A 25,948-nucleotide genomic window follows, 5' to 3' on the forward strand; every position below is an offset into this window, starting at 1 on the left:
GACCGCGCTCGCGGCCAGCCTCGTGTCATTCAAACACTTCGTACTTCACGATGTGCAATACATAGTTATGTCGTTTTCCCCCGAGAGGCTGCTAGCATCGACCTCACTTGCACCCCGAACAGGCGAACACCAGGTAGCCCATGCTCGAGACCACAGCACCGCCAAGGAAAGCACCGCTGGCCCCGCCGCTGGATACGCGGCATCAGGTCGAAACGCCGGAAGGCATCGACCTGCCGTTGCGACCCGCTGGGTTAATGGTGCGTGCCGTAGCCTTTGCGATCGATCTGGCCCTGCGCGGCGTGATCATGGGGGTGCTGTTCATCGCCCTGGCGTTTCTCGGCAAGCTCGGCATGGGCCTCGGCTCGCTACTGCTGTTTGCGATCAGCTGGTGGTACATGGTGCTGTTCGAAGTGCTGCGTCAGGGCCGCTCGCCGGGTAAACAATGGATGGGCCTGCGCGTGGTGCACGATGACGGCACCCCGGTTGGCTGGTCGGCCTCACTGCTGCGCAACCTGCTGCGTTTTGTCGATCTGCTGCCCTTCGGCTACTTCCTCGGCACCCTCAGTTGCCTGCAACACCCGACCTTCAAACGCCTTGGCGACATCGCCGCCGGCACATTGGTGGTCTACAGCGAACGCCCGCTCAGTCGTCCGCAACTGCCTGATGCCGAACCTCGACGCTCACCAGTGCCCCTGACACTCGCCGAACAACGCGCCGTGCTGGGCTTTGCCGAACGCCAAGAAGAACTGTCGCCAGCACGGGTCAATGAACTGGCGGCCCTGCTCGCCCAGCCATTGCACATTTCTGCGCCCAAGGCTGTGGCTGAACTCAATGGCATCGCTCGCGGTTTGTTGGGCCCGACATGAAGCAAAGTCTTTTCGAAACGCGGCACAAGGCCGAATGGGAGCGTTTTGCGCTAGCCCTTGAACGCCTTGAGCGCGGCAAGGAGACCTCGCAAGTCGCCGGTTTCCCCAAAGCCTACCGCCGGCTTTGCCAGCATCTGGCGTTGGCGCAGGAACGCGGCTACAGCAGTTTCCTCATTGATTCGCTGCAACAACAAGTACTACGCGGCCATCAACAGCTGTACCGTCACCGCAGTCGACTCGGCGCCAATCTGCTGAGTTTCATCCTCGCCGACTTCCCCCGCCTGGTTCGTGCCGAATGGCCCTTTGTGCTGGTCGCCAGCCTGCAGTTCTTCGGCAGTCTGATCGGCGTCGGCGTGTTGGTGTATTTCTTTCCCGAACTGGTCTACAACCTGCTCCCCGCCGATCAGGTGCGCGAGATGCAAGGCATGTACGACCCGGTCGCCGGACACCTCGGGCGCCCCGCCGAACGTGCGGCCAGCGAGGACTGGGTGATGTTCGGTTACTACGTGATGCACAACATCGGCATTGCCTTTCAGACTTTCGCCAGTGGCTTGTTGCTAGGCGTCGGCAGTGCGTTCTTTCTCTTTTACAACGGCATGGTCATCGGTGCGGTGGCCGGGCACCTCAGCGAGATCGGTTTCGGCCAGACCTTCTGGTCATTCGTCATCGCCCATGGCGCCTTCGAACTCAGTGCCATCGCCCTCGCCGGGGCCGCCGGCCTGGAACTCGGCTGGGCGTTGATCGCGCCCGGGCGGCTGACCCGCAGCGAAGCGCTGAAACGCGCCGCACGCAAAAGCGTGTTGCTGGTCTGCGGCGTGATGTTGTTCCTGTTGATTGCCGCGTTTATCGAAGCTTATTGGTCGTCGAAAACCAGCGTCACACCACTGACCAAGTATCTGGTCGGCGCCGCGCTTTGGGCTCTGGTCGCGGTCTATCTGTTGTTCGCCGGAAGGACCCGCCATGCGCCTGAGTGACGCCACCGTGGTGATCCGCCCGCGCACGACCTGGGAAGCCATGGACCTGGGCGTGCTGATGAGCCAGCAACATCGGCGTCTGCTGATGACCAGTTGGGCGATTGTCACCCTGCCGCTATTCGCGTTGCTCAGTCTGTTGCTGTGGGATTCGCCGTCACTGGCGGTGTTTATCTTCTGGTGGCTGAAACCGGCTTATGAACGCCTGCCGCTGTACATCCTGTCGAAAGCGCTGTTTGGCGAAACGCCGACACTCAAGCAAGCCCTGCGCGAATGGCCGCGCCTGCTCAAACCGCAATTGCTGGCCAGCCTGACCTGGCGCCGTCTGAGTTTCAGCCGCAGCTTTCTGCTGCCGGTGGTGCAACTCGAAGGCCTCGATGGCAGCGCCAGACAACAACGCCTGCACGTGCTCCTGCAACGCAACGCCGGTGCCGCGCAGTGGTTGACCATCATCGGCGTGCACCTGGAAACCGCGTTGTGGATCGGCCTGATGGTGCTGTTCTACATGCTGCTGCCGCAGCAAATCGAAACGGACTGGAGCTGGCAGTCGCTGATACTCGCGGCGGATCAAGACTGGCGCTGGCTCGAACACCTGACCAATGCCTTCTACGCACTGGTGCTGGTGGTGTGGGAGCCGATCTATGTCGCCTGCGGCTTCAGTCTTTATCTGAACCGGCGCACACAACTGGAAGCCTGGGATATCGAACTGGTGTTTCGCCGCTTGCGACAGCGCCTGAACAACGGTGTATTGGGAGTGCTGCTGGCGGTCTTTCTGGTGCTGCCGAATGTGCCTTCGGCGTGGGCGGCAGAGCCGGATGACAGTCCACAGGCACCGCGACTGTTGAATCAGCCTCTGACCAGTCAGGCCTCACGGGACAGCATCAAGGCACTGCTTGAGCAACCGCCGTTCAAGAACAAGGAATCCGTCACCCGCTATCGCTTTAGCGACGATCCGGCGAAACCTGCCACAGCGCAAAAACCCGGTGAAGCACCGCAGTGGCTGAAAACCCTGCTGGATTGGCTCGACGGGCAACACTTCAATGTGCTGGCGAAGATCATTGAAGTGTTGCTTTGGGGCACGGTGATTGCTGCGTTCGGCTGGCTGATCTGGCGTTATCGCGACTATCTCCAAGCGTTCGTCAGCCGCCGCCCGAGACTGCCTGCCAAACCGAAACGCGCGGTGCCGCAACAAGCCTTCGGTCTGGACTTGAACCGCGACACCTTGCCTGGCGACATTGCAGGCAGCGCCGAACACCTCTGGCAAAGCCAACCCCGTGCAGCGCTGGGCCTGCTGTATCGAGGGCTGCTCAGCCATCTGCTCCACGACTTCGATATGACCCTGAAACCCGCTGACACCGAACTTCAGGTGCTCGCGCACGTTGAACAATTGCAACGCCCGGAACTGCTCGCCTTCAGCCGCAGCCTAACCACCCATTGGCAGAACATGGCCTATGGGCATCGCGTCCCGGCAGCCTCCCTGAAGCAGGAGCTGTGCGATGGCTGGCGCGCCTTGTTTGGTCCCGGAGCCGCCCGTTGAATCGCCGGACACTGTGGTGGGTGGCTGCGTTGATAGCCCTGTTAATCGGCACGCTGAGCGTGTTCCTCTACCTCAACGCCACGCCTTATCAGGAAGAAGTCGATCACGGCCCCTCGCCCGCCGCGCAAGCCAATCCATACCTGGCCGCCGAGCTGTTTTTACGTGAACGCGGGCTCAACGTCAGCCATGCCGAAAGCCTCGCGGCACTCCCCGATATCGACCCGCGCCGCCACACGTTGCTGTTGTTCAACGACCGCTCACACATGACCCCGCGTCAGGTTGACCAAGTGTTGAACTGGACCCGGGCCGGTGGGCGACTGGTGTTCGTCGCCGAGTCGCTGTGGGATGAGCAGAGCAAACAAAGCAACGATCTGTTGCTCGATCGCGTGCAACTGCATCAATCCCTGAGCAAGGATCTGAAAGACTTACCCGCAGACGCTGAACCAGAGCGCTTCCCGCAACTGACCAGACTCTATCTGGAAGACGAAGACGCACCGGCCTACGCTGGCTTCGACACCGACTTCCACCTCGACGACCCGAAGAATCTGGCGCAAGCGTGGGCCAACAGCGCCAAGGCCACGCACATGATGCAGCTGCCCTACAGCCTGGGCACGATCACCGTGGTCACCGACGCCGAGTTGTGGAAGAACAAGACCATCAGCCAATACGACAACGCCTGGCTGCTCTGGTATTTGAGCGCCGACACCGACGTCACGTTGATCTACAACACCGAGCACGATGGCCTGCTGACCTTGCTCTGGCGCTACTTCCCGCAAGCCATTGTCGCTTTGCTCGCGTTGATCGGGCTTTGGCTCTGGCACGTCGGCGTGCGTCACGGCCCACTGCAACTACCCGCCCCGAGTGGACGCCGACAATTGCAGGAACACCTGCGCGCCAGCGCCGATTTCCTGTTGCGCCACAACGGCCAGCAGGCGTTGCTGCAAGCACTGCAACAGGACGTTCTGCGCCGTGCCCGTCGCCGTCACCCCGGCTTTGACCAATTAAACGTTGCCGAACAATGGCTGGCTTTGTCGCGTCTGACCCGACAACCCACCCGCGCCATCAGCCAGGCCCTGAGCCCGGTGCCGGATCGGCGCATGTCCAGCGCCGATTTCTGCCGCCAGGTCGCCCACCTGCAAACTTTGAGGAACACGCTATGACTGAACAGATCGAGCCCGGCAGCGCCAGCCACGCCGCCCAGCAACGCCAGCGTGCCAGCCAGTTGGCGCAAGCAGTACGTGGCGAATTGCAAAAAGCGTTGATCGGCCAGAACCAGGTGATCGATGACGTGCTGACGGCGCTTATCGCCGGCGGTCATGTGCTGCTCGAAGGTGTGCCGGGATTGGGCAAAACCCTGCTGGTGCGGGCGTTGGCCCGTTGTTTCGGCGGCGAGTTTGCGCGGATTCAATTCACCCCGGATCTGATGCCCAGCGACGTCACCGGCCATGCCGTGTACGACCTGCAAACCGAGCAGTTCAAGCTGCGCAAAGGCCCGTTGTTCACCAATCTGCTGCTGGCCGACGAGATCAACCGCGCCCCGGCAAAAACCCAGGCTGCCTTGCTCGAGGCGATGCAAGAGCGTCAGGTCACACTCGAAGGTCGTGCCCTGCCCATCGCGCAACCGTTCATGGTTCTCGCAACGCAAAACCCGATCGAACAGGAAGGCACTTATCCCCTGCCGGAAGCCGAACTCGACCGGTTCATGCTCAAGGTGCGCATGGACTACCCCGACGCCGATCAGGAGCTGAACATGGTGCGCCAGGTCTGCCGCTCGACCCGCGCCGACATGCTCGATGTGCAACCGCTGCGCACCGTGTTGCAAGCCAAGGATGTGCAAGCCCTGCAACGGATTGCCAGTGATTTGCCACTGGACGATCAGGTTCTCGATTACGCCGTGCGCCTGGCGCGCGCCACGCGCACCTGGCCGGGGCTGACCCTGGGCGCCGGGCCGCGCGCCTCGATTGCCCTGGTGCGTTGCGCCCGTGCCCGCGCCTTGTTGCGTGGCGGCGAGTTCGTGATTCCCGACGACATCAAGGGCTGCGCGCTGGCCGTGCTGCGCCATCGCGTACGCATCGCGCCGGAGCTGGACATCGAAGGCCTGCAGGTCGATCAGGTGCTCGCACAATTACTCGACCAAGTTCCGGCGCCGCGCCTGTGAAACCCTCGCGCCTGCTGTTGATCTGGCTGGCCTTCCTGCTGCTCATCGGCATTGTGCTGGGCACGTTGCGCGCACTGGAGATCGATATCCCGGCGAGCCTGATATCGATCAACTGGGGATTGCTGCTCGCGCTGCTGGCTCTGGCGGCGCTGGATGCGTTGCGTCTGCACCGTTTGCCAACACCGCGCATCACTCGGCAGATGCCCGGCAGCCTGGCACTCGGCCGTTGGAGTGAGGTGCGCCTGGAAATCGAACACGACTTCAGCGAGCCGATGCACATTCAACTCTTCGACCATCCGCCAGAAGGCCTGAGCTTCGAAAACCTGCCGTTGTCGATTGAATTGCAACCCGGCCAGCGCAGCCTGCTCGGCTACCGTCTGCGCCCGCTCAAACGCGGTCATTTCAACTTCACCCAGTGCGAAATCAACCTGCCCAGCCCCTTGGGATTATGGTCAGGCAAACGCTTGCTCAGGGTCAGCGACCAGACCCGCGTCTACCCCGACTTCGCCCGGCTCTACGGCGGTGAGTTGCTGGCGGTGGACAATTGGCTCAGCCAGCTCGGCGTGCGCCAACGGCAACGGCGCGGTCAGGGCCTGGAATTCCATCAACTGCGCGAATTCCGTGAAGGCGACAGCCTGCGCCAGATCGACTGGAAAGCCACCGCACGCCAACGCTCACCGATTGCCCGTGAATATCAGGACGAGCGCGATCAGCAGATTATCCTCATGCTCGACTGTGGCCGACGCATGCGCAGCCAGGACGATGAACTGTCGCACTTCGACCACGCGCTCAATGCCTGCCTGTTGCTCAGTTATGTAGCCTTGCGTCAGGGCGATGCGGTGGGTTTGAGTACCTTCGCTAGCGAACACCCACGCCATCTCGCGCCGGTCAAAGGCAGCGCACAACTGAATGTACTGCTGAACACGGTTTATGACCTCGACAGCACGCAGCGCCCTGCCGACTATCAGGCCGCCGCCAATCAACTGCTGACGCGACAGAAGCGCCGGGCCTTGGTGGTGCTGGTAACCAACCTGCGCGATGAGGACGATGAGGAACTGCTGAGCGCGGTCAAACGCCTGAGCGCACAACATCGGGTACTGGTCGCCAGCCTGCGCGAAGAGACGCTGGATACGTTACGCCAGACCACGGTGCAAACGCTGCCCGAAGCGCTGGCTTACTGCGGCACGGTGAGTTACCTGAATGAGCGGGCAGAACTCCATGAGCGGTTGAGTGCTCATGGCGTTCCGGTGGTGGATGTCCGGCCCGCCGAGTTGGGGGCCGAACTGGTGACGCAGTATCTCAGTTGGAAGAGAAGTGCGGCGTTTTGATCATCTCTCGATCCGCACGAGCACAGATCCGCTGCTCGAGGTACCGTCAGGATTCTCGACTTTGACGTCAAGGGAAACGGTTTCCGACTGTTCCACCACCCTCCAAGCGGTTTCGTATTTACCGTTGCCATTTGTACTGGAATCAATGAATGGCCTGCCGTTAATGGAGACAAGAATTTTCCTTTTCGGCATCGGTTCTCCAGAAGCCTTGTCTACGATCAACGCAGTCATGGTTACCCAGTCGTTCACGAAAGCCGGATTCGGTGCAGCGACGACGGACTTCACAACCGCAGGACGTTCAGTGACAGTCAACCGCAGCGTTTCCACATCCCAGCCAGCCAAGCCGCCCTTTACCGACGCCCACAACGCTGCCTCACTTGCAGTGCCCAAGACAAAATGCACCGTTGCCATCCCATTGGTACCCGTCAGTGTTGCCGGTAAAGATGTGTTGTTGTATTCCCACATCACTTCGACATTAGCCAAAGGCTCGCCGGTATTGGCTGAGACCACCAAAGCCTGAGCTGAAATTTCTTGCCCTGGATAACCGGTCAAATCATCGCTGAACAGTTCCTTGATCTGTCGAGGTTCATGCAGGAAATACGGCAACGAAATCGATTCCGAATACTGCGCATCCCCCACCGTCGCGGTCAGTTGCGCCGCTCCGGGCGTCTTGGGCACAAAGCGGATCCGCGCCTCGCCATAGAAGTTGGTGGTCGTCGTCACCTCGCCAAGATCCGCACTGCGCCAGACAACGTTCATCCCCGCCATCGGCCTGCCACTGATGGCCGAAACAACGGTGATCTGCTCGGACACAGCCTCGCCCCAGTACAGCGTCTGGCTAACCCGCGAACGCTCGGCGATTTTCACCACTTGGGCGCCTTCGCCCACCGACATTGCATTGACTGGTGACCATCGAGCCAGGCTTTCGCAGGCCAGAAACAAGCCAAAACTGCCGTTACGCTTGTCATCGACCATGAAGGAATCGGTGAATCCCGCCTCGCGGCTAAAGACCCTTGGCAAACCGAGTACTGGCTGAGTAAAACGAATGCCGAGTGCCTCAGGTCCGGTGCCGACCATGCCCAGCGTCAAATTTCGACCGGACAAGAAGGTGTCTTGCGGGGCAGTTACATCGATTCTATGGGTCAGTTTGCGACGCGCAAAACCGGTGTCCTGGCCGAAAGGCTGTGCAGGCCCGTTGTCCATACTGAACTGCAATCGAGCCCACGGATCGTCGGCCAGCGAACAGACCTCCATCGAACGTGTATCAGTAGCATTGTCATACGGACTGCTGACAGACACCTCAACCGTTGCCGATCCGCCTGTGGTTGCCCCATACGCAAAGCCTGCCCAGCCATCGTCAGCAGTCACATGTTCTTCAGAATGACCATCCACCTTCCACTGCGTTGGCACTTGAACCATGGCAGCTTCCGAGAAATCCGAACGTACTTTCGCCCACATCCATGCTGGGTCCTGACCCACGATCGGGAAAACGGCAGACTCACGTACGGTTTCAATGCTGAGTTTGTTGTGGCCCAAGTGCATTCTGGTGACATCAATCGTGCCAGCCCCAGTCAAGAATTGTAGACCGAACTCCCCGGCCCCACGGCTAGCGGAACAATCCAGTGTCCAGGTCATGCCACTTTCATCAATATAATTGATGCTTCCCTGTGGAGGATTACGCACGATTCCCAGCTCTTCCGCCGTGCTGCCGTACCAGTTCAGTTCCATGTTAATACCCACCAATGGGCTCAACGCATTCGTTCTGAAAATATATCGGTGCACAGCGCCAATGCAGGGATACAGCGACTGACCTTTGTCGGTGCGCATTTGATCCAGAACGAGCGTGAACTCATCGTAAATATCCGGTGATATCAAGCGACCGAGCAACTCCCGATCCTCAAGTGAATCGGTCAACAACCGAAGTCCGAACATACTGCTGCGGCTCGTTATGAACTCAGAGCTCAGGGTCCAGATCAGCGGTTCATCCGCGAGCAATACCTTGGGCTCGCCAAGTTCACTCACCACCAACCCGATGCCTGGGTCGTCAATGCCCCATGCCAACGTGATTTCCTGGCCGATAAGAGGACTGTCGGCAAGCGCCGTGACCTGCAGGGAATGGGATTGGCCTCGTCGGCAGAAAAGCCCCCAAACATTGTCGATGTAGCCGCGATCAAACGTGATGTTGACTTTGTCTTTCCATGAACTCCTGGCAATCGCGGTCACGCTAAATTCGCACTCATGCGACTCGGCCGATTCATGCGCTCGGACCGCCGCGGTGATCGCATGAATCCCGTGTTCTCTGGTGTAAAACTTCAGGCTCCCCCAACCACCGCTTCCCGTTTGGCTTTGCACGACGCTGTAGGCGGTTTGCCACTCGACCAGCGCACCGATCACCGGTTCGCCGTCGCCCTGATCAGTAACATGCACCACTTGCAAGCGCAGGTACGCATATTCGTGTTCCTCCACCACCGGACTATTCTCGGCCTGACGTACCTCTTTGATCCTGATCCTGTTGCGCGCCAGCGACATACGTTTTCTGGGCGACGGCAACAACAGCTTCGAGCAGACCAGTGACAACTCGAATATCCCGTCGCGCCGGTCTTCGCAGTTCAGCGTCCAGGATGCAGTGCCCCCTCCATCGATCGGCATGGGCACCGATGTTTCCAGTGGCGGACTGACCACGACACCCAGTTGCCCAGGCTTGTCACCGTGCCAATGCAGATAGAAGTCGCTGCCTCGCAGACGACTGTTGGCCGCCAGCATTACATCAATGGAATGGGTAGAACCCCGGTTCGGATAACTGTTATCAATCCAGTCCCTGATTTCGTTGTTTTCACGGACAGTCAACCGTGCCCACGGATCCTCGCCCAGTACCAGTACGTCAAACGTCTGAGTCCACACACCCTGCTCGTAATAAAGGCTAACCACAGAGGCTTCAATAACGAAGTCCCCTGCTGCCTTCGCCTCATAATCGAAGTAAGCCCAACCTTGTTCATCAGTAACGGTAGCCGCCAACACCCCGTGTTCGGCGGTCGCCCAGTTCACCGTAAGCCCGGCAAATGGCTGGCCGGTGTAATACGACGCTACTTGCACACCCAAACGGACACTTTGCTCAATCAACGGGTAGTAAGCGGCCTCGACCACCTCACGAAAAATCAGTCGATGATGCCCCAGCGATACGGGGATCTCGTAGGCCTGCGCGGTGTAACGGTTGCGCAAGCTCAGGGTGAATTCGTAGTCCTGATCATCGATTAACGGGCAATCGAGCGTCCATGGCACGTCCAGCGATTGCTGGGTGTCCCAAGCAGGCGTCGCGACAATCGCGCCCTGCGGGTTATTGTCGATGCTCAATGCAACCGGGGTGCCGTCCCAAGGGTTATCCGGCACAGGTACAAAACCGAGTACGTGGGGTGTGATCAATGCGTCGCTGCCAAAAGCTCCGCCCCTGCTGGCGCCCTGACACAGGTACATTTTGCGCAAGGGCGGGAACGACATGCCGTCCAGCTCAACTTCCTGCAACTCAAGTGGCGCGAGTTTCAACTCGACTTTGACGCGTGTAACCCAGAGTTCGCCAAATGGACTTGAAGACTCTGTCGAGCTGTATATTTCGATGCGCAGCGGCTTTGAGCTTGAGATGTCCGATGTCAGTTCCACTTCATGCAGGGTCGGACTGAATCGCCTCTCTGGCCCTGATCCGAAACCCTCGCGCTGTTGTGCCTGATCAGGTTTACCAACGGGTTTGAGTTCGATGCGGTAATGCTCGATTTCTCCCTGAGAAATCCTCACCCAGCCTGATTGGCTGAAACTGCTTTCCCACAGAAAACTCAGCCAATAAGCACCATTGCCATCAGGATCTCTGGGAAGTCTGACGTCCTGCGTGACACCCGTGCCCTTCGGCGCTTTGATGTGTTTGACAGGCGTGTTGTCGTAATACGCCAGGCCTATGGCAACCGCCCCCGTCCTTGCCCAACAATCGAACCTTTCTTCGAAATCACCGTTGCACACCAGGTTTTCATTCACCTGAACGATAGGATTATTCATGACTGCGCACTCCCTTGCCCTTGCCCTTGCCGGCCGGGCCCTCTTGTGCTGCATTGACCAACTCCTTCACCGAATCGGTAAACGACTGATCTCCGCTCTTGCACGTATATCGAATGCGCAAAATGACATCGTTCATCGAGCCCAGCATGGCCTCCTGCGGCGGTTCTTTATGCCATGGCCATTTCAGCTCCCAGGCGGACACCACACCGGTATTTTCAAATGGATAGAGCAAACCTTCATCTGGCTTCGCCGCCGCCATGCCGTTGTCGGCAATACCCACCGACAAGGCAATCTGCTGGCCCGGACGCAAGTTGAAAAGCATATCGGAAGGGGCCAATTCCTCAGGATCCGGATTGTGCAAGTACTGCACTGACTGCACCGAAGCCCGGCTGGCAGTCATACTGCCGACCTGCAGCAAGGTCGCGCGCACGTCCTCGAAAGGTCCCGCCAGCACTGGCAAGTCGATTTCCACCGAACTGATCTGCCGGCAGTAATGTCCCGGATAATCCCGATCGAACAGCAGTTGGGTGAGTTTGAATTCCAGCGAGCCGGTCGTCTGCAATTGCGCCAATGCAGCCTCCCAGCTACCGATACCGAGCTGAGGGTCTATTGCATCGTTGAACAGGCGACGCAAGGAGATGGTTTTTACCAGTTCAAGCCGTCGCTCGGTGCGCTGCAGGTACTCATATTCCATGCGCAGCAGAAACGCGCGCAGATGCTCGCCAGCGGTCAAACCGTGGCGTTGATCCTGCCAGACCTGCGGCAAGGGAATATTGGAATCGTAATCGCCGGTTTCGGCATTCATCGCCGCTTGCGCGCTGAGGCACAGACTGACTACTGCGTCGTAAGCCTGATAGTGCAAGGCCTTGAGCTGGCCCAGCATCCAGCCGAACAATTCGGCATTGGTCGCGCGCTTCTTCAGATAGTTGTACATCGTCAACGCCTGAGCGTTAGCTCGTAGCGTTTGCGCGAGGTTGGTTCTGGCCGCATCAATCGCATGGTTCTGCGCGACGATTTGCGCATCGATGGCCGCGATTTCTGCCAGCGCCTGATCGCGTTGCAACCCCCATTCATTGCGGCGACGGCGATAGCCTTCGGTGGTAGCTTGCTTGTCGGCATCGATTTGCAGCATCGACGAAGCTATCTCCAGGCCAAAGCAGATGGCATCCGTAACTTTGTCGATACGAAACCCGCCCATCGCCATACCGAAGATATTGGGCGCGGCCGCCAAGGCCGCGCCTACCGGTTTGAGGATTTTGGCAGTCAGCGCCAGCTCTTTGGACTGGTCCAGGTTTGCCATGACCTGATATTCGACAGCCGACACGTTTTCGTCATAGCGGGCTGCGTAAGCAGCAGCCCGTTCCCGAGCCACTGTCCGGCTCTGCTCAAGCGCCGTCATGCTCGCTTCCAACTGAGCGATGGATTGCTCCTGCACGGTTCTGGCGTAGTTGCCCAACTCCACCAGATGGTTTTGCTGCAGCTCTTCCTGCTCGGCACGATCACGCCGCTCAAGCAGATTGAGTACCTGGCTGCCGTAATCCTGCAAGGCCTGCACCGCACGCAAGGCAACCTCGAAGATCGTGCGCCAGCGAAACGCAATCACCACCAGCCGTCCGCCCATCGGTCTGGCGCCACCGACACCACCTGCGGCCAGATCGCGCAGCAATTGATTCGGGTCAGTCGGTGGGTTGAACAACGGCAGGAGCATGGGCTTGCCATCAATGGTCAAGTTGTTGCGCAAGTTGTTCATGCGGTACTGCGGCTGGTTGAACCAACTGAATAACTCATCATTGATGGGTGCCCTGAACGGCGGACACCCCAACATGCCCAGCATGGGAGCCGTATCGGAGCCGCCCGGAACATCTGCCAGGCTGTAATTCAATGTCTGCTCGAAATCTTCCAGTGCCGTACGCGTGCAACTTTGGGCCAGAAGGTTCTCCAGCGTCGCGGTCTGCCACAAGTTCACCGTTTGAGTCAGAGGCGGTTTGCCCATCAATGATCCCGCTTGTACATAGCACAGCTTTGCCGCCACCAGGCTTTCGCGGGTCAGTTGGCGGTAATGCCAGTCCCCCCAGGCCATGAGGTTCTTCACATATTCGATGAACATCAGCAGCCTCAAATGCACAGGCGCTGAATATCCAATCGCATCCGGGTCGGCGGGCGCCAAGGATTCACAGCCGGCATTGCCCAAATCGTTGATCAACGGTCGACAGCGCCAGTAGCTCGGTTTCTCGGGTACCGAGCTGCTGTCGGCAGTAGCCCGGGGATCGAAGACGAAATGCAACCACGTCTGTGCTTCGGCAAACCGCTCTTCATCACGCAAGCGTGTCGCGATCAAATGCGGCAAATGGAAAAACAGCTCCCAGAAAAACAACCCGTTGGCACCGTCGAAAGCGCCATTGCGTTCCTCGAAATCAACACTGGTAGGCGGTGGCTCGGACAGATGCTGGGAGTCCCAATTAATCAGAGTCGCTGGAGAGACAGTGGAGCGTGTGACCAACTCGGGGCCGAACAGCGAATTGAGCCGAACGTAGCGCAGTGCCCAGTCATCGCCAAGTTGAAAGTCGAGGAATTGAGCGGCATCCGAGGTGTTTTTCAGCAGCGTTGGCGCGAGAAAATCCGAGAGATCGACAATCGTCAAGTCAAACTGTTTACCGCCAAAGCCTTCAATATCATTCTTTAGAGTGAACCTGACGTTGTCCCACGTTCCCTTTGGTCGACTGAAGGTATCCAAGAACTGCATTGTCCAATCGCCGGCGATTGCAACATCACTTTTCACAGGTTTAGGGTCGTCAATATTTGCAAGTTCCAACTGCAAGGTAAACGCAGTCTTCTCGATGCCTGGTAACCCTGTTGACCTGCAAAAGCCCTCAACCGTCAGCACATCATCATTACCCGATCGCATGGCGAAGACGTTCAGCCCCAGAAAAGCTGCCATGGAGCCTGACGGTGACTCACTTGGGACCACAGTAACCTCAAGACCCAAGGGGTGCTGAACTGTCAAGGCAGAAACAAATCGCTCATTCTTGGCCAGCTCCAGCCAGGTACCACCGTCTTCAACATCAGGGCGCATCAACACATCGATGATCGCGGTCTCGTTCAAGGCAGCTGTGTCGGTTTTATCATTGTCCAGCAATACCCCGAGCTTGCCTTTGGGATTCTGAGGGTCGACCCACACAGTTGCAATCAGCCGGGCACCTGCAGAGAGATCGTCATCAAACTCGCCATGGAGTAAATTCAAAGGCGCCGACCACTGGCCGTTCTGCCTCATGAAGGCCACATTGATATCCAGTTGATGGGGCACAAATCGGGATCTGTCGTCCTTATCGGGATCCGGAGGATCGGCTTTGATGATCTCGCCGACCTTGTCCCGCCACTCCGCCCAGACCAGACACAGTCGGCCATTCCAGACCACCGGACGCATGTCCAGCACCCGCCCGGCAGGTTGAATATCCACCGCTTTCCATTCACTCCACGCCGCCGGGTTGACGGCCACACACGTGGGCGTGATCTCGATTTGCGCCTTGCGCCAGAAGTACTGGAACGGCGGCACCCGCTGACGCCCGACAAAGTAATAATCGGCGCGCTCCGGGGTCGTGCCGTCCATGTAGCCACTGACAACATCCAGATCGCAGATCTGTTCGAAGGCTTGCAAGTAATCCTGTAGCGCGGCTTGAACCGAATCGCTGCTCAAACGGGCCTGGTTGAGGTTGTTTTCAAGGGCCTTGAACAGATCCGTCTTACGCTGACGGACGAACGGATTGATGTAGTTTTCCGGGTAGAGCGCGATCATCTGCACTGCAGCCCAGTCCGAGTAGTTGTTGTACAGCGCCCAGTTTTCCAGCTGCTCGGGGGGAAACTCGTGGTTTTCGAAACCGGGCTCCATTTTGTTGTACACCGCACTGATATATTGCTGCGCACAACTGATCGCTTCGGCCACCCCCGACGTCTGCACACGAGCACTGTCCAACGGGTCGATGCGCAGCAATTCGAACACGTCCTCTGGGGTCAGCAAAGGCGGGTAACGCTCCGCCTTTACTTGCCCGATGCAATACTCAAGCAACGCGGTACGACGTTTTTCCTGCAACAGGCCAATGTTGTTCGATGTCATGATCCTTGCTCCGTGGAAGAGGTTCCCGCGTCACTGGCGGAAGGCGGTGCCGCTTGTTCAGGTGAGTGGGTGCGGCCTTGTGTCCCCCCAAATCGGATGGGTTCGAAGACAGTCCCCTTCCCGCTTGCCAGGCTGCGTATACCGACTTCGAATTCACCGCTGAAATCGCTGGTGATATAAACCGTGGTTTGACCTTGCTGATTGGTGAAACCCTGTTTCGGACGGATCGTTGGCCTTTCTTCGGGATCTGTTTCTACCTCCCAGGCCCAGCCCACCAGCATGTTGGCCCCAAGGTTTCCGTACTGGTCCACCATCGTGGCGTAGAGTGTGATTTCCTGACCAAGCGGCACGACCTCCGTTGGCACCGGAGACATCAGCCCGGTCGGGAAATTCATGCTCTCGGCGTGGGCGATGACGTCGATGCTCACTGCCCACTCAGGCTCGAGCAGGCTCAGGGAAAAATAAAGTCTGTCCGTGCCCAAGACTGTGCCCGGAAAATACTCAGCCGTGAGGACTCCTTCGGGATCGGTGATGCCCGATCTGATGGTCCCTAGCTCGGAGTGCCAATCAACAGCGATGCCTTTCAACGCTGCGCCTCGGGCGTCGGTGAGCGTCATCGTAATGATCGCTTTTTCATCTTTTTTACTAGCGAAGACTTCCGTCGGTTCTACTGCGCAAGTCATCCTGACCAACTGCTTCAGTTCGCCCGGTGCTTGCACGACAGGCACACGCGTCTGGGTCTGACTGAGCAAAGCCAGTTCAGCTGCCTGGGCATAGGCCTCGCTGGCATCGGTTGTCTCCGGCAAGGTTCCAATCCGCAAAATGGTCCGGGCATCCATACCGGTCTGCATCGACAACTGGTAAACGCGCATCAGCAGATCCAGTTGTTCCAGGGTTTTCAACACTTGGGTTTCAGGATCGATATGGCGAACACATTCGCTGACTTCCTGCGCGCTCCAGGCAAAGAATTCAGCCAGTTTGATGGCTGCTGCCTGCTGCACCACCCGCAATGCATCCTCGCTGGGTCGGGCAGGAAGCGAATGGACCTGACGCAGATAGTCGAGCAATTTCTGCTCCGGCTGTTCACTCATGCTGAACGCGCGGGTCAGCGTGGTCATCGCGTAAAGTATGCGCACCGAGAACACATATTTTTGAGAGGGATCGATGATGATGCTTTGGTCGACCCACGCCTCATATCCATAATCCAGATAATCCCGGACCAGGGCCGCACTCAAACCCAGCATTGAAACGACTTCGGCGCGCTGGCGCACAACAGCCAGCAATTCGAGTAACGGATCTGAAGGTTCGTCGCGCCTGCGCTGCGTCGCTGGCGGTTCGAGGTCAGTGCGGTCATACACCTGGCGCAACAGTTGGTACACCGAAGCATCGACCCAGTTCAGCACCAGAATGGCCAATTCGCCCTCGATGCCGGCGTAGACTGCCAGCGACTCCCTGACCAGCGAAACCTGAGCGTCTCTGGCCTGCAGAAGAACGGTGAGCATGATCTCGGCCAAGACGCTGACCTGGGCTTCCTCAATGTCCAGGCCGTTCCTGACGGCCCATTCGAGCTTCTCGCGGGCAAAGGCCGAATAATCTTCCGGCGTCATGGCAGTGGCCAGTATCAGGCCATTGGCATCGACAACCGGCGCCAGCCCCTCACTGTCAATCGACAATAAATCCAGCCAGTCGCTTCCTCCGGCCGGCGGGATACCGGCCACGAGAAATGAATTGTTGGATAAACGCGCGCTGGGCAGGAGGGTGCCGATCTTGTCGAAGAACTGCTGATCCTGCTGGGAGAAGTCGCTCAGACGCAGTGGTGCACTCACGTGCTGCAACATCCACAACACCGATATGTTGCTTTGCTCACACCATTGCACACAGGCCTGCATGGCTTCGATCAGGCTCAGCACGCCCGGACCGCCAGCCGTGGCGTCAGTGCGGCTGTCATCGTCCGCCACATCAACAATACGCGGCTTGCCCGCCAGCCCTTTGAGCCAGGTTTCTCCCCCCAGCACACTGAGCATCAACACGCCTTCGACCGGCGTGATATTCAACAGCCGGGGCAGTTTTACCAAACGGTAAAAACTGGAAATGACCGCCGGACTGCGCACCAGATTATCGGTAAGGTCATGAGCCTGGGCTATCGCCAATGCCAGGTAGTGGTAAGTCTGAAGATCAATGCCCAAACCACTGCATAGCTGGCTGACCGTCAGATTGTCTTGATCCGATGTCGGTATCAGCGCAAACGGTGTGCCGTCGAGTCTCAGCGGCTTGCGATAATTGTCTTGATTGTTGAAGACCTGATCGAACTGCGACAGTGCATCACCGCGACCGTACAGTGACAGTTCATCGAGAAACACGGCGAAATCCGCTGCCGTGCAGTTGTAGCGTTCACGCAGTCGCTGAAACAGACCCAATGCATGTATCACGTTGACCGAAATCGCCCATACTTCAGGCTTTTCAGCGCCGCGTGCCTGGGCCCTGATCGCCGCCACCAACAAGGCGTCAGTCTGCTCAGGGGGCAGACTCAGCCATTTGTCCAGGCGTAACTTGCGGTTGAGTCGATCAAAGAAATTCAGACCCTCGCTGGTTGTGGGTTCGATCATGATTTTATTGAAGCTGGATCCCGACTGAGCGGTGATACCAATAGCCGGATGAGCGTTGTTATTGATGTAAACCGAGCCGGATCGTCCACTTTCCGGGAGAAGAGTCTGATCGGGATAGTTCACGTTGGCAGAACGCCACGGTGTGTGATCCCCAACCGATAAAAGACTGATAACTTCCTCTGCCACTAGATTTGCATGTTCAGTCAAACTAAAAATGTAGGCGAGACCCTGTATAGCTATGTGAGCTCCGACGTCAAAATTGTCCAGATAGAAGGCAACGTAATTGTCGACGGTTTTGTAAGGTTCAGTAAGCAGCTGCTGCTGGTAAGGGCCAAGCCGAGAGGCATGGGCCAGGGCCGCAGCGGCAAGCCTGGTCAGGGAGCCGGAGTGCAAGAAGTTGGGAAATTTCTCGTCAATGATGTTGGCAAAATCCCCCACTGATCGTCCGTTGAAACCCGCAACCCCATCAACCGTGATCCAATGCTGGTAATACGGCAGACCGTTGGGATAGCGTGCCTTGATCAATGCCTGTTCAAGTGGAACCTCCGTGTTCGCAGCGATGAACGCCTGTAGCACGCGTACGATCACGTCGACTGATGACTCCGGCGCGTTCACCGCTTTACTGTCGACCGTCAACTTCATCAAATCCGTGCGACGCTCATGCAACGGCAGCTTGGTGTCGTCACCAACGGATTCGATCAAGTCTCGAATCAATCGATACAAGAAGACCAGATACGCCGAAGGCCCGAACATGGACTCCAGAGAATCCGAGGGGCACTTGGCTCCCAATTGCAGATCGAATATTCGCTCCAGTTGCGGCCCCTTAACGAGCGACATCAAACCACTGGACGGTCCTGTCGGCCCGACTTTGTCCGCCTGCTCGTGATGTTCAATAAATCGACGCCGCACATAGGTCGCCAGGCTGTTGGCCCGGCGCAAAAAGCGCCGGGCCTCTTCTTGCTCAAGTCCGTACTCGCCGACCAGCACCGGAAGCCCCTTTTCGACCAGAGGGAAAAATGATTCCCCCTGCTCAACGTAGCTCCAGAGCTTCGAAAGCCGGTTTGGCGCAGTGGACGTTTGCTCACCAAACAGCTGAATGAACAACTGCGCAGCGGGACGGAGTGAATCAGCCATGGTCACATTCCTTGAGTCGATAACGGGCCCGGTCCGCCTGACTGTCGTGTCAGGCGGACCTAGCGTTCCATAAGGATTTAGCGCTTGAACGCAGCAGCCGCCAACTGTCAGAAATGACAGGTTTAATGCCCGTTCATCGGAAATTTACAAGCGTGATTTATCCGTCGGTGCTGATTCGATTTCAAACCGCTCACTGGCGACCCAGTCGGAACCCAGCGGATCGCTATCGCTTGGTTGCAGCTTGAAACGGCACCAGTTGCCACCCAACGGTAGCGCTTGGTCAGACAGGCCTTGCCAGTCAGGGTCGACCTGAATCGACGCTGCCCATGTCTTGTCCGGGTTGAACGGGTCGACCAGAACACCGACACCTTGACGGCCCGTGCCGGCAAACAGCACCGGGTTGCTGACCCAGCGTCCCGGCGCGGGTATCTCAATGGTGGGCAGATAAGTTGCCAGCTGAACCGTGCGTTTCGCGCTATCGGATTCAAACCCTTCGTAAGCCGCCACAACTTCCAGTTCATGATTGCCTTCGTTTTGCCCAGGCTTCAGCATTACCGACCACGTCCGGTTTTCCCGCACCTTGGCGCTGGCCTGGTCGCCACCCAGCGTCACAGTCACGGTGTCGCCGGGCGTCGCGAAACCCGACACCACGACCCGGCGGCCAACATGGTCATCGGCAGACGGGGTCTCGATAAACGGCGCCGCCGGCACGACCTTGTAACGCAAACGCTCATTGGGTTGAGAGCGCTGCGGAATGCCATTGTGGACGAAGGTTTGAAAGGCCCAGATGGTTGTGTTGCCCACCGGCAAACTCACTTCGGCTTCCCAGCAGCCTTTCGCGTTCACCTCAATATCCGTCAGCAATGGCTCAGTAGCGCCTTCCAGCCAGACCTCCACCCGCGCGCCAGGTCGGCCAGTGCCAACAATCTTCGAGGTGCGCGGCGCTTTCCCGCCAGGGATCGGCGTCCTGAATCGAGGCGGCGGCACCACCACCTTGAGTTCGTGCACAGCGCTGTTGGGCGACTCTTGCCCGTTAAGTATCTGTTGCGCGTGGAGGAAGTAAGGCCTCAGCTCCAGATCGCGTAGTTCGATCGACCATTTGCCCTCCTCAAGCAATTCGAGCGGAGCACCCAGCGTTCTTCCCATCTGGCTGTCATGCAATTGCATCATCGCGCCCTGCATGCCGTTATCACCTTCAATGGTGACGTCGTATCCCACTTCTGAGCCGGATACCGGCGCGACGATGAGCGGTTGCAACATGACTCTGTGGACAGTGAAGGTTTTCGATGCCGGCACTGAAGGGAGATCGAAAACGATCTGGGTAACGGTGACGCGGTGGAGGACTCCGGGTTCAAATGCTTTGGTTCGCTGAAATGCCCAGCGCTCACCCTCCACATCCGCTTCGTACTCCAAGCCGTCGTCGCTGAACCGGAGCTTCACCAGCGCTTCAGACCAACAAGTGCCGCTGAATATCGGCTCCAGCCCCTCCTCGGAAGGATCATCCAGGCCTGGCGCCAGCGGTGGAATCGTGACGTGCAAGCTGAAAGGACGTTGCGAGGAATGGTCTCCCAGATGCTGTGTAATGCGGACTTCCCGCTTGTTGGTTGGCCCCCACTTCACCAATGCCGGGGTGGACCATTTGCCGTTCTCGACCACTACACTTCGTGCAGCCTCGGTTGAATCGGGAAACCTGAGCGAGACGGTGGCGCCTGTGTAACCTTCGCCGCTGAAGACGGGTAGATACTCCTCGGTGTAGCTCGCCTCGGTGATATCCGGCATGTTGTTGTGGACTTCGAATTCAAGCGGCAGCGATTCGATCCAGCCATTGGCGTTGTCGGCGATCTTTTGAATCACCGTCACATCGTAGCTGCCCAGAGGCCAGACAACGGGGGCAGTTTCCCACTCGCCTTGGGCATCGACGCGGACGTTGGGAGGCAAAGGCAGCGAGCTGTCGCTGGCAGAGAACTGGATTTCGGTCCGCAGGTTCTTGTCGTAATGACCGGTACCGGAGAATTTCAAGCTTGTATCAGGAAGAAAGGTGACATCAGGCTCTGCCAGTTTGGGAGGCCGGATCCGGAAATCTCGAGGCGCGCTGCGAGGTGAAGGGACATTGTCCAGAGTTTGTATCGCTACGAGTGAAGCGGGTCCAGGCTGGACATTTACCGGCACTCTCCAGGTCCCAGCCGAAACCGCGGCCTCCCCCACGTGCTCTGATCCCAAATCCATGTAAACAGCCAGGATGGCACCCTGGATGGCCAAATCACCTGAAAGGTCAAACGATTGAGACTGTAGCGTACCCGCCGCCGGATCTAAAATAACGGGCGAAAGGTTAACCGTGAGATCGACAGGGTTAGAAAGCAATGTCGATTTTTCGAACGTTTGTTCTGCGACCAGTATGAAACTTCCCCATGAGAGCGCTTTGGTCAGCTCTATTTTCCAGTGACCGTCAAACTCTACAATTCCTGAACCATATCTATCCAGGGGGTTTCCTCGCCGGTGGAGGTTGATACTTGCATAGACTTCACCAGTGCCGGAAACAATCGGTTTTGCCTCACCGATCACTGCACCGCTTACTGGAGATATTATTCGCGGCTCCTCGATTACCGTTAAATTCCATTCCGTGGATTTGGAAGTTTTACCACCGAAAGTCTGTGTTGCATGCACGCTGTGTCTGCCGAGGGGAAGTTTTTCCAATGCGGCAGACCAGGTCCCGTCAAGGTTTGGCGTGCCTTTGAAAGACTTGTCGCCTGTCGTCACCTCAATTACGGGATTATCCCAGGCTCCGGTGCCAGAGATAATTATTGATGAAGAAACAAAACTATTTTGAGGCGGCCAGATAATTCCCAAAGGCTTGATGATGCGGAACTGCCCTGAGAAGCCCCAGTCCGATCCCACCATTCCCCCCACGTAACGCGTATGTATTTCCAGACGGTCACTATGTTTTATTTCAGGAATAATGACGTCGTACCATTGCTCGTTCGAGTTTGAGCCTGGATCCATTTCGTACCAATGGTTGCCATTAAGCTTGAAGTGGACCTCACGCTTTGTCAGGTTGTTCGGTATTGTGTTGACCCGAATAGTCAGGGGGAACTGTTGAAGAGTTCCGCTAACATTGGGAGAAAAAGTAGGCGCTGCCCAGCCAAGGGGAATTTCTGAATCATCCGTCACTGTTCTTTCTCCCGCATTCGTGAATTAAAAACCGATTCCAGAATCAGCGCTCCTGCAAATACATGTCACCTGTCAAACCTGACAGTCCCGACCAACGGTACTCTTGTCGACAAGGCGTTTCGATACGCCGGGTTCGGTGATGGCTGTGAGGCGCGAGATGGCCGAAAAAAAGCAAAACGCAGCATCTGGAGATGGCGCTTGATCAGGGAGTGGAGTGGGAATGTGGCTAGCCGAAAAGGCTGAATAACGAACAGGTGTATGACCCAGCTTGACCGAGCGACTCGTGTTCCAGTGGAGACGCTTTCGCGGGCAAGCCCGCTCCCACAAGATCTGTTACACACCACAAATCGAAGGTAGGCGCGACCTGCTCGCGAAGCTTTTAGCGGGTTTGAATCAGGCCGAAGCCGGCAACGGCTGAAAACTGAAATAACGCTGCAACGCCTTCACCAGTTGCCCAAATTCCGGCGGTGCGCGTTGCAGGACGAAGCCGGCGTCGTAGTGCAGCGGCGTGGCGTCCTCATGGCACCACACGCAACACGCCGTGAGGTCGATTACCTGCTGACAGCCATCGCTGGCGGGGATTTTCAGGCGTAACTGAAAGTCCACGCCGACCATCATGGGCAATTGGCTGATGAGCATTAGCCCGTCTTCGGAGAGGTTGCCGAGAAAACCGATGGGCTTGTCGGTGACGCTGTTGAACACTCTGAGGAAATACGGCAACTGATGCCGTTCGATCCGTTCGGTAAACATGCGCAGTTCGCCATGCAAGGCTCCATCACAGAGCCGCACCCTTGCTTCGGAACGAGCCGGTTTCGCCGGCCGCTCTCCCCGCTTCCGGTGTAACGGTCGCTACGTCGCCGTCACCTTACAACTGCCAGTCGCGGGTGTTGCTCCGGATTCAGGAACCTGACGCTGAATCCGGGTTATTCGACTATAGCTCAGCTTGTACACACGGCCAGATTTTGTATGACAACTGTCATCAGAAACGGGTCGGGCGCACCACGGCAGCGGCGCTGCGCGTCGGGTAATGGCCCAGGCTCTGCAAGGTTTCCAGACGGGCACGGGCGCGATAGGCGTATTCGCTGTTCGGGTACGAGGCGATGATGAACTGATAGGTCTGCGCCGCGTCGACAAACATTTTCTGCCGTTCCAGGCACTGGCCGCGCATCATCGACACTTCCGGCCACACGTACGGGCGGGCACGGCTGGCGCGTTCGACCTTGGACAGTTCGAGCATGACCTGCTCGCAGTTTCCGCGGTCATAGGCGCTGTAGGCGTTGTTCAAATGGTGGTTCATCGACCAACGGGTGCAGCCCGAAACGGCGAGGACGCTGAGGGCAAGGGCGGCAATGGGCAACAATCGCATGGGGGTTCTCCTGTCTTGTGCTCTGTATCGACCCCTGCCGGGAATTCTTCAGAAGTGTTTGCGCCAATCGTCGTGTTCAATAAAGAAAGTAATAAGTAGTGCAAACGAACAATGACTACACCCCAAGAGCATAGTAGCCTTCGCTAGCGCTTGAACTCAGGAGTCTTTGCATGTCCGTCCGTCGTACCAAAATCGTCGCTACCCTTGGCCCGGCCAGTAACTCGCCGGAAGTTCTTGAACAGCTGATTCTGGCTGGTCTGGACGTTGCCCGTCTGAACTTCTCCCACGGCACCCCCGACGAGCACAAGGCTCGCGCGAAGCTGGTGCGTGACCTCGCCGCCAAGCACGGTCGCTTCGTCGCCCTGCTGGGTGACCTGCAAGGCCCGAAAATCCGTATCGCCAAATTCGCCAACAAGAAGATCGAGCTGAAGATCGGTGACAAGTTCACCTTCTCCACCAGCCATCCGTTGACCGAAGGCAACCAGCAAGTGGTCGGCATCGACTACCCGGATCTGGTCAAGGACTGCGGCGTGGGTGACGAGCTGCTGCTCGACGACGGCCGTGTGGTGATGCGCGTTGATACCGCCACCGCAACAGAATTGCATTGCACCGTGACCATCGGCGGCCCGCTGTCCGACCACAAAGGCATCAACCGTCGCGGTGGCGGCCTGACCGCGCCGGCCCTGACTGAAAAAGACAAGGCCGACATCAAGCTCGCTGCAGAAATGGAAGTCGACTACCTCGCGGTGTCCTTCCCGCGTGACGCTGCCGACATGGAATACGCCCGTCAACTGCGCGACGAAGCCGGCGGTACTGCCTGGCTGGTGGCGAAGATCGAACGTGCCGAAGCCGTAGCGGACGACGAAACCCTCGACGGCCTGATCAAGGCATCCGACGCGGTGATGGTTGCCCGTGGTGACTTGGGCGTGGAAATCGGCGACGCCGAACTGGTCGGCATTCAGAAGAAAATCATTCTGCATGCACGCCGCCACAACAAGGCGGTGATCGTCGCGACCCAGATGATGGAGTCGATGATCCAGAATCCGATGCCGACCCGCGCTGAAGTGTCCGACGTAGCCAACGCCGTGCTCGACTACACCGACGCCGTGATGCTGTCCGCCGAATCCGCCGCTGGCCTGTACCCGCTGGAAGCCGTGCAGGCAATGGCGCGCATCTGCGTCGGCGCCGAGAAGCACCCGACCGGCAAGACCTCCAGCCACCGTATCGGCAAGGAATTCACCCGCTGCGACGAAAGCATCGCGCTGGCGACCATGTACACCGCCAACCACTTCCCGGGCGTCAAAGCGATCATCGCTCTGACCGAAAGTGGCTTCACTCCGCTGATCATGTCGCGTATCCGCTCCTCGGTGCCGATCTACGCCTTCACCCCGCACCGCGAAGCCCAGGCCCGCGCGGCAATGTTCCGTGGCGTGTACACCATTCCGTTCGATCCGGCTTCGCTGGAACCGCACGAAGTCAGCCAGAAGGCCATCGACGAGCTGACCAAACGCGGCGTTGTGGAAAAAGGCGACTGGGTCATCCTGACCAAGGGCGACAGCTACCACACCACCGGCGGCACCAACGGCATGAAGATCCTGCACGTGGGCGACCCGCAGGTCTGAGTGACGCGCTGAAAAACCAAAGCCCCGGCATGTGAGTGCCGGGGCTTTTTGTTGTCTGCGTTGAATCGAAAGCCCCTCACCCTAGCCCTCTCCCAGAGGGAGAGGGAACCGATTGAGGGATATTGCAGAATTGCACCGACCTGATAGCTCTGCGCTGAATCCGACCGTTTCTTTCAAGTCGATGTGTAGCGCATTACACCTCGGTCGTCTCCCTCTCCCTCTGGGAGAGGGCTGGGCGGGCGGCGTTCCGATGAGGGTTGGCTTTTTAATGCCGTTTGATAAATCCGGTCAACGCCACCATTGCTTCTGGCGAACGAAGGCGCTGGGTGAACAATGCGCCCTCCTCCTCGATCACCTTACGAATCAACTCGCGATCCGGCGCTCGCATCAATTGCTTGCTGATACGCACCGCTTCGGCCGGCAGTTCATCGAAACGCAGCGCCATTTCCCGCGCCTTGCTTAGCGCCGCAGCGCCGCTACCCAATGCTTCGGTCGCAATCCCCCACTGCGCCGCCTGTTCACCGCTGAAGCCTTCGCCCAGTAACAACAACTCTGCCGCTTTGGCCTGCCCAAGCAGACGTGGAAGGATCAGGCTGGAGCCGAACTCCGGGCACAAACCCAGGTTGACGAATGGCATGCGCAACCGCGCATCGCGGGCCACATAGACCAGATCGCAGTGCAGCAACAATGTAGTACCAATGCCCACCGCCGCGCCGGCCACCGCGGCGATCACCGGTTTGCGGCATTCAAGCAGGTTGAGCATGAAGTGAAACACCGGGCTGTCGAGGTCACTCGGCGGTTGCTGGATGAAGTCGGCAATGTCGTTGCCGGCGGTGAAGCATTCGGCGCTGCCGGTAATCAGCACGGCGTTGATCGCCGGGTCGCCATCGGCCTGTTTCAGCGCCTCGGCGAGGCGACTGTACATGGCGCGGGTCAGGGCGTTTTTCTTGTCCGGACGGTTGAGGCGCAGGGTCAGCAAACCGCGCTCGCGTTCCAGCAGGATGGCTTCGGTCATGATGTGTCTCGCGTCTGAAATATCA

The 25,948-nt window shown here is 58.1% G+C and carries 14 protein-coding genes; 7 read left to right on the top strand and 7 right to left on the bottom strand.

What is annotated here, in order from left to right; genetic code table 11:
• Window positions 1-140: 140 nt before the first annotated feature.
• The 6 genes from LOY43_RS22150 to LOY43_RS22175 are packed head-to-tail and all read left to right on the top strand — an operon-like array spanning window position 141 to window position 6,860.
• Window positions 141-866, top strand: coding sequence for an RDD family protein (locus LOY43_RS22150; RefSeq protein WP_095048228.1), 726 nt, complete (start codon window positions 141-143; stop codon window positions 864-866).
• Entirely contained in the window at window positions 863-1,840 is a 978-nt protein-coding gene (locus LOY43_RS22155; RefSeq protein WP_258708727.1) for a stage II sporulation protein M, read from the top strand. The genes LOY43_RS22150 and LOY43_RS22155 overlap by 4 nt, the downstream gene beginning before the upstream one ends.
• Window positions 1,827-3,374 carry a DUF4129 domain-containing protein gene (locus LOY43_RS22160; protein WP_258708728.1) on the top strand — a complete coding sequence of 516 codons (1,548 nt, stop codon included), beginning with the start codon at window positions 1,827-1,829 and terminating at the stop codon, window positions 3,372-3,374. Before LOY43_RS22155 ends, LOY43_RS22160 begins: the two co-directional genes overlap by 14 nt.
• Window positions 3,371-4,534 carry a DUF4350 domain-containing protein gene (locus tag LOY43_RS22165; protein WP_095048230.1) on the top strand — a complete coding sequence of 388 codons (1,164 nt, stop codon included), beginning with the start codon at window positions 3,371-3,373 and terminating at the stop codon, window positions 4,532-4,534. The genes LOY43_RS22160 and LOY43_RS22165 overlap by 4 nt, the downstream gene beginning before the upstream one ends.
• Window positions 4,531-5,532: a MoxR family ATPase gene (locus LOY43_RS22170; protein WP_095048231.1), complete on the top strand. Its 1,002-nt coding sequence runs from the start codon at window positions 4,531-4,533 to the stop codon at window positions 5,530-5,532. The genes LOY43_RS22165 and LOY43_RS22170 overlap by 4 nt, the downstream gene beginning before the upstream one ends.
• Window positions 5,529-6,860: a DUF58 domain-containing protein gene (locus tag LOY43_RS22175; RefSeq protein ID WP_095048232.1), complete on the top strand. Its 1,332-nt coding sequence runs from the start codon at window positions 5,529-5,531 to the stop codon at window positions 6,858-6,860. The genes LOY43_RS22170 and LOY43_RS22175 overlap by 4 nt, the downstream gene beginning before the upstream one ends.
• On the opposite strand, the gene LOY43_RS22180 is transcribed toward LOY43_RS22175, so the two are convergent.
• From LOY43_RS22180 to LOY43_RS22205, 6 genes are all read right to left on the bottom strand, one after another.
• Window positions 6,861-10,901, bottom strand: a complete 4,041-nt coding sequence (locus LOY43_RS22180) for a hypothetical protein (RefSeq protein ID WP_258708729.1) — start codon at window positions 10,899-10,901, stop codon at window positions 6,861-6,863.
• Complete coding sequence (locus LOY43_RS22185) at window positions 10,894-15,012, bottom strand: neuraminidase-like domain-containing protein (protein ID WP_258708730.1); 4,119 nt, start codon at window positions 15,010-15,012, stop codon at window positions 10,894-10,896. The genes LOY43_RS22180 and LOY43_RS22185 overlap by 8 nt, the downstream gene beginning before the upstream one ends.
• Window positions 15,009-18,752: a Tc toxin subunit A gene (locus LOY43_RS22190; RefSeq protein ID WP_258708731.1), complete on the bottom strand. Its 3,744-nt coding sequence runs from the start codon at window positions 18,750-18,752 to the stop codon at window positions 15,009-15,011. The genes LOY43_RS22185 and LOY43_RS22190 overlap by 4 nt, the downstream gene beginning before the upstream one ends.
• Before the next feature lie 144 nt (window positions 18,753-18,896).
• Window positions 18,897-21,920 (bottom strand): hypothetical protein, encoded by a 3,024-nt coding sequence (locus tag LOY43_RS22195; RefSeq protein WP_258708732.1) that lies wholly within the window; start codon window positions 21,918-21,920, stop codon window positions 18,897-18,899.
• A gap of 393 nt (window positions 21,921-22,313) precedes the next feature.
• Entirely contained in the window at window positions 22,314-22,670 is a 357-nt protein-coding gene (locus tag LOY43_RS22200; protein WP_258708733.1) for a PilZ domain-containing protein, read from the bottom strand.
• A 229-nt stretch (window positions 22,671-22,899) separates the two neighbouring features.
• The gene (locus LOY43_RS22205; RefSeq protein WP_093430516.1) at window positions 22,900-23,286 is read right to left on the bottom strand and encodes a tol-pal system YbgF family protein; all 387 of its coding nucleotides are present in this window, start codon (window positions 23,284-23,286) and stop codon (window positions 22,900-22,902) included.
• A gap of 170 nt (window positions 23,287-23,456) precedes the next feature.
• On the opposite strand from LOY43_RS22205, the gene pyk reads away from it, so the two are divergent.
• Entirely contained in the window at window positions 23,457-24,908 is a 1,452-nt protein-coding gene (gene pyk, locus LOY43_RS22210) for a pyruvate kinase (RefSeq protein WP_095048237.1), read from the top strand.
• Between the two features lie 265 nt (window positions 24,909-25,173).
• Here the strand turns inward: pyk and LOY43_RS22215 are convergent, their stop codons facing one another.
• Window positions 25,174-25,923 (bottom strand): enoyl-CoA hydratase-related protein, encoded by a 750-nt coding sequence (locus LOY43_RS22215; RefSeq protein ID WP_093430518.1) that lies wholly within the window; start codon window positions 25,921-25,923, stop codon window positions 25,174-25,176.
• Window positions 25,924-25,948 lie beyond the last annotated feature (25 nt).

This window comes from Pseudomonas sp. B21-041 (assembly GCF_024748675.1).
Classification (GTDB): domain Bacteria; phylum Pseudomonadota; class Gammaproteobacteria; order Pseudomonadales; family Pseudomonadaceae; genus Aquipseudomonas; species Aquipseudomonas neuropathica.

Excerpts from the sequence above, each read along its gene's own strand:
- LOY43_RS22185 (WP_258708730.1), bottom strand. The coding sequence starts at position 15,012 with ATGACATCGAACAACATTGGCCTGTTGCAGGAAAAACGTCGTACCGCG.
- LOY43_RS22215 (WP_093430518.1), bottom strand. The coding sequence starts at position 25,923 with ATGACCGAAGCCATCCTGCTGGAACGCGAGCGCGGTTTGCTGACCCTG.
- LOY43_RS22200 (WP_258708733.1), bottom strand. The coding sequence starts at position 22,670 with ATGTTTACCGAACGGATCGAACGGCATCAGTTGCCGTATTTCCTCAGA.
- LOY43_RS22205 (WP_093430516.1), bottom strand. The coding sequence starts at position 23,286 with ATGCGATTGTTGCCCATTGCCGCCCTTGCCCTCAGCGTCCTCGCCGTT.
- LOY43_RS22155 (WP_258708727.1), top strand. The coding sequence starts at position 863 with ATGAAGCAAAGTCTTTTCGAAACGCGGCACAAGGCCGAATGGGAGCGT.
- pyk (WP_095048237.1), top strand. The coding sequence starts at position 23,457 with ATGTCCGTCCGTCGTACCAAAATCGTCGCTACCCTTGGCCCGGCCAGT.
- LOY43_RS22160 (WP_258708728.1), top strand. The coding sequence starts at position 1,827 with ATGCGCCTGAGTGACGCCACCGTGGTGATCCGCCCGCGCACGACCTGG.
- LOY43_RS22150 (WP_095048228.1), top strand. The coding sequence starts at position 141 with ATGCTCGAGACCACAGCACCGCCAAGGAAAGCACCGCTGGCCCCGCCG.
- LOY43_RS22190 (WP_258708731.1), bottom strand. The coding sequence starts at position 18,752 with ATGGCTGATTCACTCCGTCCCGCTGCGCAGTTGTTCATTCAGCTGTTT.
- LOY43_RS22180 (WP_258708729.1), bottom strand. The coding sequence starts at position 10,901 with ATGAATAATCCTATCGTTCAGGTGAATGAAAACCTGGTGTGCAACGGT.
- LOY43_RS22170 (WP_095048231.1), top strand. The coding sequence starts at position 4,531 with ATGACTGAACAGATCGAGCCCGGCAGCGCCAGCCACGCCGCCCAGCAA.